19 protein-coding genes and 1 tRNA gene are annotated in these 18,531 nt (G+C 54.2%); 9 read left to right on the top strand and 11 right to left on the bottom strand.

Annotated elements, in window-relative coordinates:
• Window positions 1–69: 69 nt before the first annotated feature.
• Window positions 70–1,161, bottom strand: a complete 1,092-nt coding sequence (lptG, locus tag DFP90_RS01520; RefSeq protein ID WP_115934646.1) for an LPS export ABC transporter permease LptG — start codon at window positions 1,159–1,161, stop codon at window positions 70–72.
• 13 nt (window positions 1,162–1,174) lie between these two features.
• Window positions 1,175–2,275 (bottom strand): LptF/LptG family permease, encoded by a 1,101-nt coding sequence (locus DFP90_RS01515; protein WP_281269682.1) that lies wholly within the window; start codon window positions 2,273–2,275, stop codon window positions 1,175–1,177.
• A 331-nt stretch (window positions 2,276–2,606) separates the two neighbouring features.
• Here DFP90_RS01515 and DFP90_RS01510 point away from each other — a divergent pair, with 331 nt between their 5' ends.
• On the top strand, window positions 2,607–4,067 hold the full coding sequence (locus DFP90_RS01510; RefSeq protein WP_115934644.1) for a leucyl aminopeptidase: 1,461 nt from the start codon (window positions 2,607–2,609) through the stop codon (window positions 4,065–4,067).
• Window positions 4,068–4,090: 23 nt separating this feature from the next.
• Window positions 4,091–4,555, top strand: coding sequence for a DNA polymerase III subunit chi (locus tag DFP90_RS01505; protein WP_115934643.1), 465 nt, complete (start codon window positions 4,091–4,093; stop codon window positions 4,553–4,555).
• Between the two features lie 45 nt (window positions 4,556–4,600).
• Here DFP90_RS01505 and DFP90_RS01500 read toward each other — a convergent pair whose 3' ends face one another.
• A complete protein-coding gene (locus DFP90_RS01500; protein WP_115934642.1) occupies window positions 4,601–6,331 on the bottom strand; it encodes a SpoIIE family protein phosphatase in 1,731 nt (576 codons plus the stop codon).
• 188 nt (window positions 6,332–6,519) lie between these two features.
• Between DFP90_RS01500 and DFP90_RS01495 the strand changes: the two genes are divergently transcribed.
• Entirely contained in the window at window positions 6,520–7,230 is a 711-nt protein-coding gene (locus DFP90_RS01495; protein ID WP_245956979.1) for a 5'-methylthioadenosine/adenosylhomocysteine nucleosidase, read from the top strand.
• Entirely contained in the window at window positions 7,223–7,675 is a 453-nt protein-coding gene (locus DFP90_RS01490; protein ID WP_181905128.1) for a GNAT family N-acetyltransferase, read from the top strand. Before DFP90_RS01495 ends, DFP90_RS01490 begins: the two co-directional genes overlap by 8 nt.
• A 74-nt stretch (window positions 7,676–7,749) precedes the next feature.
• Here the strand turns inward: DFP90_RS01490 and DFP90_RS01485 are convergent.
• Window positions 7,750–7,823: transfer RNA gene (locus DFP90_RS01485), tRNA-Gln, on the bottom strand.
• Window positions 7,824–8,100: 277 nt separating this feature from the next.
• On the opposite strand from DFP90_RS01485, the gene DFP90_RS01480 reads away from it, so the two are divergent.
• The 5 genes from DFP90_RS01480 to dtd all read left to right on the top strand — a co-directional run bounded on the left by DFP90_RS01480 (window position 8,101) and on the right by dtd (window position 11,269).
• Entirely contained in the window at window positions 8,101–9,150 is a 1,050-nt protein-coding gene (locus tag DFP90_RS01480; protein WP_245956937.1) for a Ppx/GppA phosphatase family protein, read from the top strand.
• Window positions 9,140–9,889, top strand: coding sequence for an RlmE family RNA methyltransferase (locus DFP90_RS01475; protein ID WP_115934639.1), 750 nt, complete (start codon window positions 9,140–9,142; stop codon window positions 9,887–9,889). The genes DFP90_RS01480 and DFP90_RS01475 overlap by 11 nt, the downstream gene beginning before the upstream one ends.
• A 115-nt stretch (window positions 9,890–10,004) precedes the next feature.
• Window positions 10,005–10,544: a DUF2975 domain-containing protein gene (locus DFP90_RS01470; protein ID WP_115934638.1), complete on the top strand. Its 540-nt coding sequence runs from the start codon at window positions 10,005–10,007 to the stop codon at window positions 10,542–10,544.
• Window positions 10,544–10,819: a helix-turn-helix domain-containing protein gene (locus DFP90_RS01465; RefSeq protein ID WP_115934637.1), complete on the top strand. Its 276-nt coding sequence runs from the start codon at window positions 10,544–10,546 to the stop codon at window positions 10,817–10,819. The genes DFP90_RS01470 and DFP90_RS01465 overlap by 1 nt, the downstream gene beginning before the upstream one ends.
• A gap of 3 nt (window positions 10,820–10,822) precedes the next feature.
• Window positions 10,823–11,269, top strand: coding sequence for a D-aminoacyl-tRNA deacylase (gene dtd / locus DFP90_RS01460; protein WP_115934636.1), 447 nt, complete (start codon window positions 10,823–10,825; stop codon window positions 11,267–11,269).
• A gap of 21 nt (window positions 11,270–11,290) precedes the next feature.
• Here dtd and DFP90_RS01455 read toward each other — a convergent pair whose 3' ends face one another.
• From DFP90_RS01455 to guaB, 7 genes are all read right to left on the bottom strand, one after another.
• Window positions 11,291–12,415, bottom strand: a complete 1,125-nt coding sequence (locus DFP90_RS01455) for an agmatine deiminase family protein (RefSeq protein WP_218044546.1) — start codon at window positions 12,413–12,415, stop codon at window positions 11,291–11,293.
• Between the two features lie 37 nt (window positions 12,416–12,452).
• Window positions 12,453–13,175 (bottom strand): ribonuclease T2 family protein, encoded by a 723-nt coding sequence (locus tag DFP90_RS01450; RefSeq protein WP_115934635.1) that lies wholly within the window; start codon window positions 13,173–13,175, stop codon window positions 12,453–12,455.
• Entirely contained in the window at window positions 13,172–13,387 is a 216-nt protein-coding gene (locus DFP90_RS01445) for a hypothetical protein (protein ID WP_115934634.1), read from the bottom strand. Before DFP90_RS01445 ends, DFP90_RS01450 begins: the two co-directional genes overlap by 4 nt.
• 104 nt (window positions 13,388–13,491) lie before the next feature.
• A complete protein-coding gene (gene guaA / locus DFP90_RS01440) occupies window positions 13,492–15,045 on the bottom strand; it encodes a glutamine-hydrolyzing GMP synthase (RefSeq protein WP_115934633.1) in 1,554 nt (517 codons plus the stop codon).
• An 11-nt stretch (window positions 15,046–15,056) separates the two neighbouring features.
• Window positions 15,057–16,376: an RsmB/NOP family class I SAM-dependent RNA methyltransferase gene (locus DFP90_RS01435; protein WP_115934632.1), complete on the bottom strand. Its 1,320-nt coding sequence runs from the start codon at window positions 16,374–16,376 to the stop codon at window positions 15,057–15,059.
• A gap of 8 nt (window positions 16,377–16,384) precedes the next feature.
• The gene (locus DFP90_RS01430) at window positions 16,385–16,948 is read right to left on the bottom strand and encodes a GNAT family N-acetyltransferase (protein WP_115934631.1); all 564 of its coding nucleotides are present in this window, start codon (window positions 16,946–16,948) and stop codon (window positions 16,385–16,387) included.
• 30 nt (window positions 16,949–16,978) lie between these two features.
• Window positions 16,979–18,442, bottom strand: a complete 1,464-nt coding sequence (guaB, locus tag DFP90_RS01425; protein ID WP_115934630.1) for an IMP dehydrogenase — start codon at window positions 18,440–18,442, stop codon at window positions 16,979–16,981.
• Between the last annotated feature and the right edge of the window lie 89 nt (window positions 18,443–18,531).

Below are 18,531 nucleotides of genomic sequence, written 5' to 3'. Positions count from 1 at the left end.
GGCGGTGGAACCGCCAAGGCAGCGCATAGTGCGATTGAGCAAATTCGAGTATTTTTCCCCATTTTTTCCTTATCCGTCCTCCATATGGAGAAGGGCGGTAACCCCCAACATGACGCTTACACCTGCTGGCATCCACGCTGCGAGCGCAACGGGAATATTTGTCGTTAATCCAAGTGCATGAACCACATTAGTTAATAAGTAAAGCAAAAACCCGCTCGTGATTCCGCCTAGTATCATATAGGAGGTGCTTGCCCGGCGGCTTGCACCGAAGGAAAAAATAGCTGCGATCAAAACCATTGCGCAAAACAAAATTGGCGTAGAAAGCATGGAATGAAATCGAAGCCGATGGGCCGAAGAATCGAATCCCGCTTCATCGAGCGCCTTGATGAATTCCGGTAGCTCCCAAAAGGAAAGTGTATCGGGCGAGGAGAAACTTTCCTGGATTTTTTCCATGGTCAGGTTCGTCGGCAGCGCGTACCGGTCAAATCGTTCAGTCTTGCCCTGTAAATCGGAATGCACTGCATTGATCAGCTCCCAGTAGTTGGATCTGAGCGCGGCTTCTTCCGCGTCAATGCGGGCGTGGAATTTACCGCTGGTGTCAAACAGATAAACCACGACCTGTTCCATATTGCGACCATTGGCCGAAAGGCGATTTGAATGGATAACTGCTTGGCCGTCCTGATGACTTTGGCGCAACCAGAGACCTGTTTTTGAAATGGCCAGTTCGTTTCGCTGAGAGGCCAGGTATTTGGCTTCCAGCGCTTCATATTTTGATCGTAAGCTTGCGGCAAGTGAGCTGTAGGTCGTGATCTGGAGAATGCCAACCAAGAATGCGATCACCAGGGTCGGAAACAGGATCTGCCAGGCTGAAATACCCGCAGCACGGATAACCACCAGTTCATTTGATTTGGCCAGTCTCCAAAAACAGATCAAAGCGCCGAACAGCATGATGAACGGGAAGATATCCTGGATCAGATGCGGCAGCTTCAGAAGATTCATCTGAAGGACGATGGCAAAGGTCAGCCCCTCTTTGCCTGACGAGCGCCGCAGCAGTTCAACAAGGTCAAAAATCTCGAACAGGCCGGCCAGGGACAGAAATACGGATAGCAACCAGAATAGGAAGGATCGCGAGAGATAGGAAAATAATACGCCAAGAGTCATTGAAAGCGCCTCGTCAGGATTGGGGCCGGGCTTCTGCCGGGCGTTTTCTATATTGTTTTGGCATTAAGATGAAAATGAGACTTGCAGCCAGGGGCAGCAGGGCATTGGCATAGATTGCCGGTACGAATGCAGCATTGCCTCCGGCCGCATTCACGAGCGAAATATTTCCTATATAAATGGTAAGCATGACGCCAATGGCTGAAAGGATCGTCTTTGTCTGTCCCCGACGACTGAATCCCCCGCCAAGAATGATCGCAATCGCGACGCTGGCAAGAGTCAGGGCGATAACGGGTGAGAGAATACGGTTATGCGCCTCGGCTTTGATTTTCAAAATGAACTGCTGAACAGAAGGGTCGCTGAGATCCGGGTTCAGGAGATCTGGCAGGAAACGCTCCTGCGGTTCAATCCAACGCAACTCTTTGGATTTTTTACTAAGGCCGACATCAAGGGAGGATTGTTCAAAACTCAACAGGTGCAATCGGCCATCCTTGAAAAATTGCTTTGACCCATTTTTGACAATAATGCGAGGGCCATCCGGGCGGTCGATGATGGCTCCGCGTTCCGCTATGATAGTGAGTTGGTCCTTTTGATTATGATACAAAAGGTCGACCAACTCACCTGATGCGGTCCGTTCCCGAATGAAAATAGTTACATTATCGCCGATGCTGGTAAAGCGGCCCTCTCTCAGGAAAGCAGCCCCCCATTCTGATCGAGCCTGAAGCAGAATGGTGCGCAATTCGCTCTGGCTGGCCGGCAAAAAATAGAGCGTTTGCGAATAGAGTATGGCGGTGATGATGACCCCGAGCAACAATCCGGGCCGAGAGAGGCGTCCCCGGCTGAAACCGGCTGCCCGGAGAACAATCAATTCGCTATCGTTGATCATCCGGTTATAGGTAAACAATGTAGCGCCAAACAGAACGATAGGCAGCAGGTAAACCAGATAACGCGGTGCCGCCAGGATATTGATACGCAAAAACTCGGATAGTGGCAGCCCGTTATTAACAATCAGTTCAATGAAACGGACGGACTGAACCAACGTGATCAACATGCACATCGACAATGTTGCCACGATCGTAACGACCGTAATCTGGCGCGATATATATCGGGTTACCATGGACATGAGGCTTTGTGCCTGCCTTTACTTATTTTCTTAGCAGGTCTTTGTTATCAAACCATGGTTCATGATGCACGGATTTTTAGCGCTCATTCTGGCGTCGAATTGAATGGACAAGCTAAGCCAGGGGCCAGCATGCGAAACACACATATAAGAAGCAAAGGAAGCCGTTTTTGGGCCAATTCTGTGTTTTTTCCCGTTGCCATTTACCCTGCCTGTGCCTATCACTTTTGGGAAGGCATAAGCCGCATAAAAGTAAAAAAATCGAGGGGGCCGGTGAGTGGACTGCTGATGGAAGCTGCGCCGAGCCGGGTCTTAAAAGGGAAAAAACATGAAAATTTCTTTCAGTAAATCTCAACCGGCCAAGGGGGGTGTCCTTGTCGTCGGGGTTGAAGAGGGTAAACGCTTCCGGGAAACAGCCCAAGCGATTGACGAGCAAACCGGCGGCATGTTGTCCCGGGCGCTGAAAACAAGTGAATTCAAAGGCAAGGCCAATCAGTTCCTGGAACTGGTCGCGCCGGCCTCTTGTGAATGGAACCGGGTTTTGCTGGCGGGCCTGGGCAAAGAGCTTGCGCCGGTCGCATTGCAGAATTTGGGTGGTGCACTGTATCAGAAACTCTCAACGTCAGGTGAGAAGGATGCAGCCGTCGCGCTTGATTTTGGTGCGGAAGAAAGCGCCCAGCTGGCTTATGGTTTGAAACTGCGCAGCTATCGCTTCGACAAATACAAAACCAAAGACAAGCCGTCGGACAAAGTTAAGCTGGCCAAGCTGGCCGTGGTGACCGCGGAGCTGACGGAGGCTAAGAAACTCTTCAAGGATCTGGAAGCCGTTGCCGAAGGTGTGTTCTTCACCCGTGATCTGGTTTCCGAGCCGCCCAACATCCTCTATCCTGCAACCCTGGCTGAGCGTGCCGCCGAGTTGGAAGCCCTTGGTGTGAAGGTTGAGGTTCTCGGCGAAAAGGAAATGAAGAAACTTGGCATGGGTGCCCTGTTGGGCGTTGGTCAAGGGTCTGAACGCGAAAGCAAACTTGTCGTGATGCATTGGCAAGGGGGCGCGAAGAAAAAGGCGCCTCTGGCATTTGTCGGCAAGGGCGTGACTTTTGACACCGGCGGCATTTCCCTGAAGCCGGGGCCCGGCATGGAAGACATGAAATGGGACATGGGCGGTTCCGGTGTCGTTATCGGCCTGATGAAGGCGCTGGCCGGGCGCAAGGCGAAAGTCAATGTCGTTGGGATTGTTGGTTTGGTCGAAAATATGCCGGACGGTAACGCACAGCGCCCGGGTGATATCGTCACCAGCATGTCCGGCCAGACCATTGAAATTCTGAATACCGATGCGGAAGGCCGGTTGGTGCTGGCGGATGCGCTCTGGTATTGCCAGGACAAGTTCAGGCCGCAGTTGATGATTGACCTGGCGACCTTGACCGGGGCCATGATGGTCAGCCTGGGGACCGAACATGCCGGCTTCTTCGCTAACGACGACACTATCGCCGACCAGCTTTTCCTGGCCGGAAAGGATGTTGGTGAGAAAACCTGGCGCATGCCGCTGCATGACAATTATGATAAACTTCTGCGCTCTGATGTTGCTGATATGAAGAATATCGGTGGCCGTTACGCCGGTGCTATTACCGCGGCTCAGTTCCTGCAGCGTTTCGTCAATAATACCAAATGGGCTCATATCGATATTGCCGGCACCACATGGTCCTCCAAGGACAGTCCGACAGTGCCGAAAGGCGGTACAGGATATGGGGTCCGTTTGCTGGACCGTTTTGTGGCGGATAATTACGAATAAGGCTGCCGGAGTCATAACCTGAAATGGAAACCCGCTATTACCACCTGCAACGCAAGACACTGGAGCAGATCCTGCCCCAGCTGCTTCAGATGACCCTGGAGCGGAACTGGCGTGCGGTGGTGATGGTGGGGTCTCCGGAACGGGTCGAATTCCTGAACCGACACCTGTGGACATTTAATGACCGCAGCTTCATTCCCCATGGGGCCGCAGAGGATGGGGAGGCCGAGCTACAGCCGGTTTGGCTCACGTCGGAAGAAGAAAATCCAAATAATTCCAATGTATTATTCTTGGTCGATGGCGCGGATAGCGCCGATCTTGAACAATATGAACTGGTTTGTCGCCTGTTTGATGGCAACGATGATCTGGCGGTTGCTGATGCCCGGAAATTTTGGAAGGCTCAAAAGGATGCAGGGCACCGTCTGACCTATTGGCAGCAGACGGATCAGGGCGGCTGGACGAAAAAGGCGGAAGCCAACAGCCCCGAATAACAGATTGAACGCATTGATTTTTGGTCGGTTCGATCTGTTTTCAACTCACCGAGAGAGCCAAACCATGGTCAGGTCGTCATTCAGGGGCGGTTTGGCGTTTTCTTTAAACCGGTTTCGGACATATTCCAGATATCCACCTTCCTGGCTTTTCTCCTCCAGGGCGGCGGTTATCCATGATTTCACATGATCCATATCCATGCGCCCGCCATCGGGTAGGTCCGCTTCGAAGAGGGCGTCGCTATAGAGGAAGAGGAATGAATTTGCCGGGAAATCGATCTGATGATTTTCATAGGTTTGGGTTTTCGTGAGGCCGATCGGCAGTCCTGAGCCATCCCCCAACGCATAACTTTTCTCAGTGAGGCTTCCAAAAATGGGAGCTGGATTACAGGCGCCGGAATAGGTCAGCGTGTTCTGGGCGACATCGATGATCGCATAAATCATGGTCGCGTAATGACCTGTCTTCAGATGTGCGGCCATTTCAGCGCTGAGTTCTGAAAGATAGTCCGCGGGCGTTTGGCCTTCGGAGAGCGGTTTGTCGGCGAGGAAGGTATGGCAACGGAATGTGTTCAGGGCGGCGCCGACCCCGTGGCCGGAAAAATCGACGGTATAGAGCCCAAAACGATCGTCATCAATCGGATGCAGGCCCCAAATGTCGCCGCCTAGCTCTGAAGATGTTTCGAAATGGGCACCAAGGCTGATCCCATAGCGCTGTTCCAGGGCGGCGATTTCATCTCTGGTCGGCAACAGGTCCAACTGCATTTCCTGCGCCGTTACAAGCTCGCTGCCAATGCGGTCATGGAAGGCCTGGAGATGGTCATTGGCCGCTGCCAATTGCTGTTCGGCTTTTTTCCGTTCGGTGATGTCGGTATAGACGGCAACAAAACCACCGGATTCCACCGTGCCGTGATGCACTTCGAGAACCAATCCATCCGGTGCGTTTTCCTGCTGCCGGCCAGTTCCGCCGGGATTCCGGTAATAAGCCATCATTTTGTCGACAAGCTGTTCCGGGTCGCCGTCGCCAAAATCGCCCCGGCCGGCACGAAAACGTATGATTTCCTCAAAAGCGAGCCCGATCTTCATCAGATGTGGCGGCAGGGCAAACATTTTGACAAGTTGTGGATTAAAAGAGCGTACCTCCAGCTTCTCATCGACCAAGATTATACCGCCGGCCATGTTATTCATGGCGATTAGCAGTTTTTCTTCGCTGTCTTTGAGTTTTTGCTCCGCCTGGATGCGTTCATTGATTTCGGCTTTGAGTAGTTCATTCACCGAACGGACCCGGCTGAATTCCGAAAGGGTCAGGTCCCGGTAAGTGCGGAGATTGGTGATTAACAGGGTATAGAGCTTGGTGGCAGTTAGCTCGGTTTTGCTTTTGTAATCATTGATATCGTAATTTTGGATGACATCTTTTTCCGGTGCATAGCCGGGTTGTCCGGTTCTGAGCACGATCCGGATATAGGGGTTTTTTTGTTTGTTCCGGATCCAGTCTGCAACTTCCAGACCTTCATGTTCAGTCTCCATGACCACATCCAGCAACACGACGGCAATGTCGGAGGTATCGGCGAGTATTTCCCTGGCTCTTGCGCCGGATTCTGCATAAAGAAACTGGATTTTCCGTCCATCGAAATTTTGATCGGACAAGGCTAGGCGGGTTGCCTGAAACACTGCTTCATCATCATCAACGACCAACACCTTCCATTCACCCTCCGATATCCCGTCGGGTGTTTCGTCTTCCAATTCTTCTTCGAAGGTCAGTATGTCGTCTTCTTCAGTCACGTTTCCGGCACAGCCAAAATAGTTCTAAAGGTCATTAATTTATCAGTTTTCGGTTTCCCGAATGTTAACTGCAAATATATAGTCATGTTAATTAAGCGTTTGTGAATAAACAGAATGCTATCATTGGCATGGAACCAAATTCTATGCGGTCTGTAAATTAAATTGGTGGAGGTGGTCCTTTGCTTGCCGTGATTGGTGCTCTGGATGAGGAAATCGAGTGGATCCACTCCAGTATGGAGGCGGTGAGCGATTACCGCCATGCCGGGATCACTGTTTCCTCTGGGCTGTTCCGGGACTGTCCTATCGTGTTGGCAAAATGTGGCATCGGTAAGGTGAATGCTGCGATTTGTACCCAGATGCTGATCGACCGTTTTGAACCGGACCGGTTGTTGTTCAGCGGGGTTGCGGGGGGCTTGCTGCCCAACATGCGGGTGGGGGACTTGGTCATTGCCAGCCATCTGATCCAGTATGATATCAATCTCACCGTATTTGGACGAAGGCCTGGAGAGTTACCTGGCGAGGACAGGATGATTGAAAGTGATCCTGCCATGGTCAATTTGGCCAGTGATGCCTATGATCAGGCTTTTACGCCCGGACCGGCCGTTCCCAATCTGATGGTCGGCACGGTTGTTTCCGGCGATAAATTTATTTCCGATCAGGAAACACTGCGCTGGCTGCAACGGGAATTTGCAGCTGTGGCGACAGAGATGGAAGGGGCGGCTGTTGGTTATACCTGTCGCCTCAATGGGGTTCCCTTTGTTGTCATACGCGGCCTGTCTGATACAGCGGGAGATACCGCTCGCAAGGATTTTGATGCCAATTTGAAACTGGTTTGCCAAAATTCCTATAAACTGATTGATCTGCTGATCCCTATGCTTGGACGTGATGATCATGTCTGAACGGGCTGTTCGGGAGGCCCGGGACGAAGATAGGGAAGAGCTCGTTCACTTGGTGTCGCAGTTCTTTGAGGAAGAAGGGATAGATGTCGCCGTCAAGCAGATCACGCGAAACCTAATGGTGATGTTGGCTGATGAACGGGCAACATTCCTGGTTTGCGAAGGTGAAGGCCAAATTTTCGGATTTGTTACAGCGACAGCGACTCATGGCCTGGAATATGGCTGGGCTGCCGAGATCGAAGATCTTTATATACGGCCGGAAATGCGGGGCAGGGGGATATCGTATATTCTCTTGGCTGCAGCGGAAGACTGGTGCCGGGACCGAGGGATCGCTGATATACAAGTTGTTTTGACTGCGACGGGGCGGAAGGAGCAAGGGCTGGAACGGTTTTATCAGCGTCATGGTTATCGTAACGAAGGGCGCTTGCTGATGGTTAAGGCCCTGTAACGACAGGCTCAAGAATCCCGGAACGCAGTTGAAAAATAAAAGCCCTTGAAAACGTGATGTTTTCAAGGGCTTGTTGGCTGGGAGACGTGGATTCGAACCACGATTGACGGAGTCAGAGTCCGTAGTCCTACCATTAGACGATCTCCCAACAGTAGGTCCCGATCATCGGGTGGCCGGTTTTTAGCTTTCCAGGCCAGCGGGGTCAAGAGTGAAAACAAAAGAAAATTGCTTTTTGCCGGACTTTTTTTGTCTGTGCCGCATGCGTGAGGGTGTAAGTCGCGAAACGGGCGGTGACGAGGACCATCCACGGTTATGTTGCAGCAATCTTTTGCACCGGGGCATCCCATGCACTAATCTTTGCTGATGATTGGTAAAATTGAAGGGCGTTCGGTGCAATTGCCTAAATTGGATCGTTTGGAACGCCTATGAGCAACCGCATCAAGCAGCGGCGCATTTCGCCGAGGTCACGTTTCATGCCCTCCACAGGGCGTTGGGCGCATACATATGCGGCACTGGATCTTGGCACCCATAACTGTCGTTTGCTGGTGGCGCGGCCGACCGCAGGGAGCTTCCGGGTAATCGATTCTTTTTCCCGAGTGGTCCGGTTGGGCGAGGGGGTCGGCCAAACAGGGCGTCTGTCTGAGGCGGCCCAATTGCGGGCGATTAAGACGCTTGGCGCTTGTGCGGCCAAGATGAAAAAGCGCGGAGTGGATCGTTTCAGGGCCATTGCAACACAGGCCTGCCGCCTGGCAACCAATCAGCAGCAGTTTCTGGACCGTGTCCTGGATGAGACTGGTCTTTTACTGGAAGTCATTGATCCCGTTGAAGAGGCCAGGTTGGCCATCAGTGGCTGTGTGCCACTATTGAACCGGCGGGATGACTATGCGCTGATTTTTGATATCGGCGGCGGCAGCACACAGGTGATTTTTCTGGATGCAAAAGCGGAGATACCGTCGATCATTGACAGCCTCTCGATCCCATATGGTGTCGTCACTCTGGGAGAAAAGATTGGGCCCGGCGAGTTAGGGCAGCAGGCTTATGATCAATGGGTGATGTCTGTTGCGGATGCTTTTTCCGATTTTTGCAAACGCAATGATATTTCTGATCGGATTGAGCAAGGGCGGGTTCAGATGGTTGGCACCTCCGGGACGGTTACGACACTGAGCGGCATCCACCAGGCCTTGCCACGCTATAACCGTGCTGATGTAGATGGCAGCCGCCTTTCCTTCGAGGCTGCGCAGGCGATCAGCGACCGGTTGCGCCAGATGCCGCTGGATGAACGGATCAAGCATCCCTGCATCGGTCGGGATCGCGCGGATTTAGTATTGGCAGGCTGTATTATCTTTTCCGCGATTTGCAAATGTTGGCCGGTTGGTTCATTAAGTGTTGCGGACCGCGGAATTCGGGAAGGAATCCTGCAGGATCTGATGTTTGAGGCGGATCGGGAATCGAGAAAGAAATACCATGGCCAGTGACAAGCGCGGAAAAAAGACGGGTGCGAAAAAACCGTCGGGCAAGAAAAATGCCGGTGTCGTGGAGCATATCACGGACAGCCGCTATACAAGGGTGCGCGTAAAAACGGCCAAAAAGAGGAAAATTTCTTCCACCCGGTGGCTGGATCGTCAATTGAATGACCCCTATGTCTCGGAGGCCAAACGACTGGGGTACCGGAGCCGGGCGGCGTTCAAACTGATCGAAATTGATGATAAATATGATTTCCTTCGACCGGGTCAGACTGTCGTGGATCTGGGCTGTGCGCCCGGCGGCTGGGTCCAGGTTGCCCAGGAACGCATCGGCGGTAAGGGGGATGTGGTTGGGATCGATTTGCTTGAAGTGGAACCTATCCCCGGTGCCACCCTTTTGGTTGGGGATTTCAATGATGATGATGCCCCCGAACGCCTGAAGGCGGAATTGGGCGGGCCTGTGGATGTTGTGTTGTCTGATATGGCCCCCGCCACGACCGGTCATTCGCCAACCGATCACTTGCGTATTGTTGGCCTGGTTGAGCTGGCCATACATTTTGCGCTGGAGGTTTTAAAGCCCGGTGGCAGTTTCTCTGCCAAGGTTTTTGCTGGTGGCACGGAACAGAGTTTGTTGAACCTGCTAAAACAGAATTTCACCAAAGTGGCGCATTTTAAGCCAAAATCCAGCCGCAAGGAATCGGCGGAAATGTATGTTGTAGCCACTGGGTTCAAAGGGGATGGCAACGTCTGACTCTTATAGATCCACCGGCTTAGCGGATCGGCTGCTTCGGCAGCCGATTTTTTTTGTTGCCACGCGAAAAAATTAATGTAAAGCATTAATAAATTAAATTTTGAAAGTGGAGCCGATGCAGGAAAATTTGAGCAAGATCAAGCGGGTCAGTACTGTCTTGATGGTGCTTTGTTGGTTGGTCATCATTGTCAGTCCGGTTTTCATTGGGGTTTTTTGGATCATGCCGGAAAAGATGTCTGTGATCGCCGAAGTCGAAGGCATGGGGTTGGTTGATATGGCAACTTTGGATATCTGGCAGAAAATTAGCTGTTTTCTGGTGACCATGGTAAGCCAGGGTATCTTGTTGTATGGCATCTGGCGGCTGCAAAAATTGTTTGCGGCCTATCAGCGTGGCGAGATGTTTGAGGTTGAGACGACCGCTCACCTGAGGGCTTTCAGCATTAGTCTTTTGATCTACATGCTGGCCAAGCCGCTTGTGGGCGGGGTCATTACGGTTTTGTTGACGATGAATAATCCTGTCGGGCAGCGTGTGTTGGAGATTGATGTCAGTTCTGATGATCTGTTCCAGGTGCTGCTGGGTGCGGTCATGCTGGTGGTGGCCTGGACCTTGAATGAAGGGGCAAAAGCCGTGCGTGAAAACCGGGAGATTGTCTGATGAGAATTATCGTCAGGCTTGATGTGATGCTGGCTCAGCGCAAAATGAAATCCAAAGACTTGGCGGAAAAGATCGGCATTAGTGAGCAAAATCTGTCCATGCTGAAATCCGGCAAGGTCAAAGGGGTCCGGTTCGACACCCTGGCAAAGATTTGCCAGGTGTTGAAATGCCAGCCAGGGGAGTTGCTTGAGTTCGAGGCCAGCCCTGGCGATCCGCTGGCGGTCAAGCCTGAGCTGTTGAAAAGCATGTTTGAAGGTGTGAAGAAGGGGAGCTGAGGCGTGAAGATCGTATTGCAACGCGTGGCGGAAGCTTCGGTCACAGTAGAGGGGGAGACAACCGGCGCCATCGGCGCCGGTCTGCTGATCCTGGTTTGCGGCGAACCAGATGATAGCGACCAGGAAGTGAGTTATCTCGCCGGCAAGATCGCTAAAATGCGGATCTTTGAAGATGATCAGGGCAAGATGAACCGGTCGATCCAGGATATCGGCGGATCGGCCCTGGTGGTCAGCCAGTTTACCCTGGCTGGGGAATGGCGCAAGGGAAACCGGCCCGGCTTTTCCAAGGCGGCCCCGCCCGAGAAGGGGGAACAGCTCTATGAGGCACTTTGTGCGGAGCTGTCCCGTTTGGGGTTGCCGGTTGAGAAGGGGCGCTTTGGTGCGGATATGAAGGTGCAGCTGCTCAATGACGGGCCGGTGACCATCGTCATGGATACGGCGCGATCTTGATGAAACGGAATAGGGGCGGTGTCAGCTGGCTGGCTGTTGTTGGGTGGCGCAATGGATGCCTCCCCCCGTTTCGCCCAGCGGATCGACATTGAGTGCGATCACCTCCCGGTCCGGGTAAAGATCGCCGAGAGCCTGTCGGGCAATTTCATCGGTTTCTGGGTCGCCGAACTGGGAGCAGACAACCGCTCCGTTGCAAACATAATAGTTTACATAGGATGCCAGAAAATCCTCGGATTCGACCCGCACATTCACGGGTTCGGGTATTTTGGTGATTTCCAGTCTGCGGCCCTTGGCATCCGTCGCGTTCTCTAGAATTTCCAATGTTCTGTATATGGATTGACTGAAGGGCGGGAAGACATCCGGCCCTTCCGGCAGTTGGATCAGCACATGGCCGGGCGCCACAAAGCGGGCCGTGGCATCGATATGGTCATCGGTAATGTCCATGCCTTTGACACCGGGGGCCCAGATCATCTTATCCGCACCATAGGCTTCCAACAGTTTGGCTTCGATGACATCACGGGACTGGCTGTTGCGGTTGGGATTCACCCAACAGCTTTCATTGGCGATCAAGGTGCCTTCACCATCGGCTTCAATACCGCCGGGTTCCCCGACAATGCCATTGTCAAAGAGCGGCAGGCCCAGCCGCTCGGCGACACGGCGGGCGATTTTGCCGTCATTGCCATGAGTCTGCTTATTGCCCCAGCCGTTGAAGTTCATATGGCTGATCATCTGGCGGCCATCTTCATGAATCAGGAAGAGAGGGCCGGAATCCCGGCACCATAGATCATCTGTCGGAATATCCCAGATCTCAATTTTTGGATCCAGTTTGCGTCTGGCATCCATGGCATATTTCCGATCCATCATCAGAACCACAGGTTCAAAATCAACGATCGTATTGGCAATATCGGCTATGGTTTGCTGGATCATCTCGCGGAAAACGGGGTCGGGATGGACCCGCTTGCTGACCGGCCATTGCATGAAGGTGCGCAGGTGGTCTTCTCGTTCCTCCGGCACATAGAAACCGGTCAAATCAAGATCGTTTGTTGTTGCGTCGGAAATGGTGGCCCCCTTCGTCAAGGCGGCGGCACATCCGGCCAGCGCAAAGCGGTTAAATTGGCGACGTGAGATTTTCCGTTTCATTCGCATGTGGCGTCTTCCTTACATGGCCGGAGGCCTGATGATATCACGGGCCGCTGGGATCGATATGCAATTTGCGGTTATCGCATTTGATCGGCTGGATTGGGCGCAGATCTTCACGCGAAAGCCTAAGTTTACCATCCGGGCCTGTTTTCAGCGCGAATTGAAGCTCTACAAGGTTGAAACGGGAACCGCTTTTCTTTTGCCGGACTTTGACCGCTTGTGGCCCGACAGGACCGAAATCATGGGTCAGGCTGTTACACAGATCCCGATAGGCGATGGTCTTGCCGATATTGTCCCGTAACAGGCGTGTGGTTTCCAACTTTTCGGCGGCGTCCACCAAATCGAGGGACAGCCGGTAATAACCCCCGGCGTTCAACCCTGAACAGGTACCATGTTTTATCCATTCATGCCGGTCCAGATGGGAAGCCACCCCTGGCATTTTCTGGGCCAGTTCATCCCGAAGGGGCAAGGGCAGTTCCGTTTCCGGTAATTTTGCCCATTGCCGGTCCTTGTCCAACTGTTGGTTTTTTTCCGAAACGCCGCAATATTGCCCGGTTTCCGGCCAGAGCCCGTGAAGCACAAGGTTGCTGGCGGCATAATCATCCTCGCGTGCAGTCTTGCATTCGACCGGACGGTGGCTGACGGTTTCACAAAATGCCGGTTCCCAGCTCAAAGCCTGCACCCATTCCATGTCGGGATCCGCAGACCAACCGGTCTTGGATAGGGCGATGGCGGAGAGAAAAAGCGCGGCGAGAGAATATTTCATTTTTTGGCCCGGTCATGGGCCAGTTCGCGCAAGGATCGCAACAGCCAGATCAGAGAAAGGAAGACCGGCACCGTATAGCTGAGATTGGTCAAAAGCGCATTTTCCGCATTCATCGGCATCAGGCCATGCCCGGCGGCGGTGTCGGTGACCGCATGATAGAGGAAAAACAAGGTCAGGGTGGCGGCGATGATGGTTTTCTGTAGCGAAGTCATGGTTTTCGGCTATTGCGATGGATGAGGGGCAAAATTGGCAGGTTTACACCCGGCATGACAAGAAAAAAGCGGCCTGAAAATCAAGCCGCTTTTCTCGTTTTTGCTTATTCCCACTCAATGGTGCCCGGCGGCTTTGAGGTGATGTCATAGGTCACCCGGTTGATGCCGCGGCATTCATTGATGATCCGGTTGGCGACCCGGCTCAGGAAATCATGGTCGAAATGATAATAATCCGCCGTCATCCCGTCGGTAGAGGTCACCGCCCGCAGCGCGCAGGCATAGTCATGGGTCCGGGCATCACCCATCACGCCGACCGTCTTCACCGGCAGCAGCACCGCAAAGGCCTGCCAGATGGTGTTGTAGAGGCCAGCATTGCGGATTTCTTCCAGATAAATGCTGTCGGCTTTGCGCAGGATGTCCAGTTTCTCTCGGTTGATTGGCTGGCCCGGGATACGGATCGCCAGCCCAGGGCCGGGGAAGGGGTGGCGGTCAACAAAGCTGTCCGGCAGGCCCAGTTCGCGACCCAGGTCACGGACCTCATCCTTGAACAGTTCGCGCAGCGGCTCGACCAGCTGCATGTTCATCCGTTCCGGCAGGCCGCCCACATTATGGTGCGATTTGATCGTGACCGACGGGCCGCCGGTGAAGGAAACGCTTTCGATCACGTCGGGATAAAGCGTGCCCTGGGCCAGGAAGTCAGCGCCGCCAACTTTTTTGGCTTCTTCTTCGAACACATCGATGAAAAGCTTGCCGATCGCTTTGCGCTTCACTTCCGGATCGATGCTGTCGCCGATGGCGCCCAGGAAATCGTCGGACGCATCGCGATGCACCAACTGAATATTGTAATTGTCGCGGAACATGGAAACCACCTGTTCCGACTCACCGGCCCGCATGAAGCCGGTATCGACAAAGACGCAAGTGAGCTGTTCACCGATGGCCTCATGCAGCAGGACCGCCACAACAGAGCTGTCGACGCCACCGGATAGTCCGCAGATCACCTTGCCGTCACCCACCTGTTTGCGGATGGCATCCAGCGCCTGTTCCTTAAAGGCCGCCATGGTCCAATCACCGGAACAGCCCGCCACATTATGGGTGAAGTTTTTCAGCAGCTGCGCGCCATGGGGGGTGTGGACTACTTCCGGGTGGAACTGGACCGCGTAGAACTTTTTCTCTTCGTTGGCGACGGCCGCATAGGGCGCGCCCTCAGAAGTGGCGACCACTTCAAAACCGGGGGCCAGTTTGCCCACGCGGTCGCCGTGGCTCATCCAGACTTGTTCGGAGGTGCCGACCTCCCACACGCCATCGAACAGCGCGCAGTTTTTGTTGATCTCAACATAGGCGCGGCCAAATTCCCGATGATCCGAGGTCTCCACCTTGCCGCCCAGCTGTTCCATCATGGTCTGCTGGCCATAGCAGATGCCCAGGACCGGTACGCCCATTTCAAAGACCTTGGCCGGAGCACGCGGGCTTTCCTCCCAGGTGACAGAAGCCGGGCCGCCGGACAGGATGATCGCCTTGGGTGCATATTCTTCCAACAGTTGGTCGGTTACGCTGTTGAACGGGTGGATTTCGGAATAGACCCCGCTTTCGCGCACGCGCCGGGCGATGAGCTGGGTCACCTGGCTGCCGAAATCGATGATCAGGATGCGATCGGTCATAGGCGGATCCTTTACAATTTACGTTCCATCACGGCGACGAAGAAACCGTCTGTGCCGTGATCGAGCGGGTTGAGACGCAATGTGTCGGCGTCGGTCGGGCAGGGGGAGGGGAATTTCTCGCCCCAGATCTTGGCAATGGGATGCAGGAAAAAGCTGCTGTTTTCTTTCAGGAAATGTTCGACCTGGGCCTCATTTTCCTCTTCAAAGATCGAGCAGGTCACATAAATCAGCCGGCCGCCGGGGCTGACCAGGCGGGCCGATGAATCCAGGATCGAGGCCTGCAATTTGCTCAGCTCTTCCAGATCCTGTTCGGTGGTGCGCCATTTCTGGTCCGGGTTCCGGCGCCAGGTGCCGCTGCCGGAGCAGGGGGCGTCGACCAGGACGCGGTTAAACCCGCCATCCAGCTTGCCGGCCCGGCGTTTGATCCATTTATCGCGTTCAGAAGACAATGTGCGGGTCTCAACAGTGAAGACACCGGCGCGCTTGAACCGCTGGGTTGCGCGTTTCAACCGGGCTTCGGAAACGTCGCAGGCGATGATCCGGCCTTTGTTTTCCATCTCGGCGGCCATGGCCAGCGACTTGCCGCCGGCACCACAGCAGAAATCCACAACCTTATGGCCGGGTTTGGTATCGGCCAGTAATGCGGCCAGTTGGGAACCTTCGTCCTGAACCTCGACCAGACCATCGCGGAAACTTTTGGTGCCGCTCAAAGGCTGGCGCTTTTCCAAACGCAGGCCGATGGGGGAGAGGCGGGTCGGATCGACAATAATCTCTTCGGCCTCCAACGCCTTGATCGCGGCACTGCGGCTGGATTTTAGTGTATTTACACGCAAATCAACAGGCGCTTCCTGGTTGAAAGCGGCCAGATGCTCGATGACCTTGTTGCCATAAAGCTTGGTCATTTTTTCTTCGAGCCAGTCCGGGATGTTGCCTTTCGCAGCGATCGGCTGGCAGCCATGCATCAGTTGCTGGCCATCCAGTTCAATCAGGACACGCTTTTCCCGTTCGGTTAATTTTTCGGGGGCATAGTTGGTGCCGTCGAAATTTTCCTCAATCCGCTCCATCGGCATATCCCGGCGGAACTTGTACCAGACCAGCAGGCGTGACCGGTTGGAGATGTCGCCGCCGGCGCGCTGCAGCCACCAATCCAACTGGGCCCGTCGGCGCAGCACGCCATAGACCTTGGTGGCGATGGCGCTGCGGTCTTTGGAGCCGGCAAAACGGTTCTGGCGGCCCCAGTCGGCGAGCAGTTTATCGACCGGAATATTGTCCGGTTCATCCAGCCGGTCGAGAAGGTCGATTGCTGCGAGGGTTCTGGCAGCTGGTTTCATTTATAATCCTAACTGTTCCGGGCCGCGCGCCATTCGGCGGCGGTGATTTCAAAGGTCGGCAAGATCAGCCCATAGGCCGGAGTCTCTCCGATATAGCGCATGCCCAGTTTCTTCAATACATTCTGTGATCCGTTATTCTCCGGATCGATGCAGGCGATCAACCGGTCCAGACCGACTTCATCAAATTGCAGGGCCAGGAACGGTTCCGAGGCTTCGGTCGCAATGCCTTTGCCCCAGGAGGTTTTGCGCAGTCGGTACCCGATCTCGATCCCGCTGGCCTCAATGGTATCAAACAGCCTTCCATTGGGCTCTTCCACCGGCATCGGCTTCACCAGGACCAATCCGTGGCGTTCCCCATCGGTCTTGGAAACAATACACCATTGGCCATGAATTTTCTCTTCATCCCGGTGTAGATAATTGGGCAGGCGGGACCGGACTTCTTCCTCGGTCATGGCCCCGCCGACATGCTTCATGATCTCTGGATCCGTATCCATCTCAAGCATCAGGTCCAGGTCGCTTTCCTGCAATGGCCTGATGAAGAAACGCTCGGTCTCCAAAGTCGGTAATGTCATAGATGCCCCCTTGTCAATATGGCCGGATGATCAGCTCCCCATCTGATAGTTGGGGGCTTCCTTGGTCACCGTAATGTCATGGACATGGCTTTCGCGCAAGCCAGCCGATGTGATCCGGCGGAAGGTGCAGTTTTTTTGCATTTCCTGGATACTGCCATTGCCGGTATAACCCATGGAGGCCTTCAGTCCGCCGATCAGTTGATGAATGACACCTGCGACCGGACCTTTGTATGGAACGCGGCCTTCGACGCCTTCGGGGACGAATTTATTGGTGCTGTCCACTTCTTCCTGGAAATAGCGGTCGGCGGAACCTTTTGCCATGGCACCGGCGGAGCCCATGCCGCGATAGGATTTATAGGACCGGCCCTGATAGAGGAAGGTCTCGCCCGGGGCCTCTTCCGTGCCGGCCAGCAGGGAACCGACCATGGCGACACCGGCACCGGCTGCAATGGCTTTGGCCAGATCACCGGAGAATTTGATGCCACCATCGGCAATGGCGGTCACGCCAGCCTGTTCACAAATCTCGGCGCATTCCATGACGGCGGTCAATTGCGGGACACCGACACCGGCGACGATGCGGGTGGTGCAGATGGAACCCGGCCCAATGCCAACCTTCACCGCATCCGCACCCGCATCGATCAGCGCCTTGGCCCCCTCCGGGGTGGCGATGTTGCCGGCGATCACCTGGACGTTGCTGGATAGCTTTTTAACCATACCAACCTGGTCAAGCACGCCTTCGGAATGGCCATGGGCGGTATCCACCACGATGACATCCACACCGGCATCAATCAGGGCTTCAGCGCGGGCAATGCCGTTGGGGCCGGTGCCGGTGGCGGCGGCGACGCGCAGGCTGCCATTTTCATCCTTACAGGCATTGGGGTGAACCTGGGATTTCTCGATATCCTTCACCGTGATCAGGCCGACACAGTGTTTTTCCTCATTCACCACCAACAGTTTTTCAATGCGGTGTTTGTGCAAAAGTTGTTTTGCTTCCTCGGGTCCGACACCTTCCTTGACCGTGATCAGGCCGCGCCTGGTCATCAGATCGCGGATCGGGGTTGCCATGTCATTGGCAAAGCGGACATCGCGGTTGGTCAAGATGCCGACCAGGTGGCCCTTGCGTTTGGAAATGACCGGAATGCCGGAAATGGAATTGCGGCGCATGATTTCCAGCGCATCGGCCAGGGTCCGTTCCGGGGTGATGGTGATCGGGTTGACGACCATGCCGGATTCGAACCGTTTCACCCGCCGGACCTCTTCCGCCTGCGCTTCCACATCCAGGTTTTTATGGATAACGGCAATGCCGCCCTGCTGGGCCATGGCAATCGCGAGTCTTGCTTCCGATACCGTGTCCATGGCCGCAGCCATAAGTGGGATACCCAGCTTGATGGATTTGGTCAGCATCGTGGATGTATCGGTCTCGTGCGGCAGCACGGACGAGCGTGCGGGTTGCAGGAGAACGTCATCGAACGTGAAAGCTTCACGGATGGTCATGGCCGGGAATCCTTTATGGAAGAGGTTATGTTGCGGCGACTATATGCAATTTTTGCCAACAAACAAGGTTTGTTGTGTTTGACCTTGCA

Origin of the sequence: Aestuariispira insulae (genome assembly GCF_003385955.1) — a bacterium.
Lineage (GTDB): Bacteria > Pseudomonadota > Alphaproteobacteria > UBA8366 > Aestuariispiraceae > Aestuariispira > Aestuariispira insulae.
This window is presented reverse-complemented; position numbering and strand designations above follow the sequence as displayed.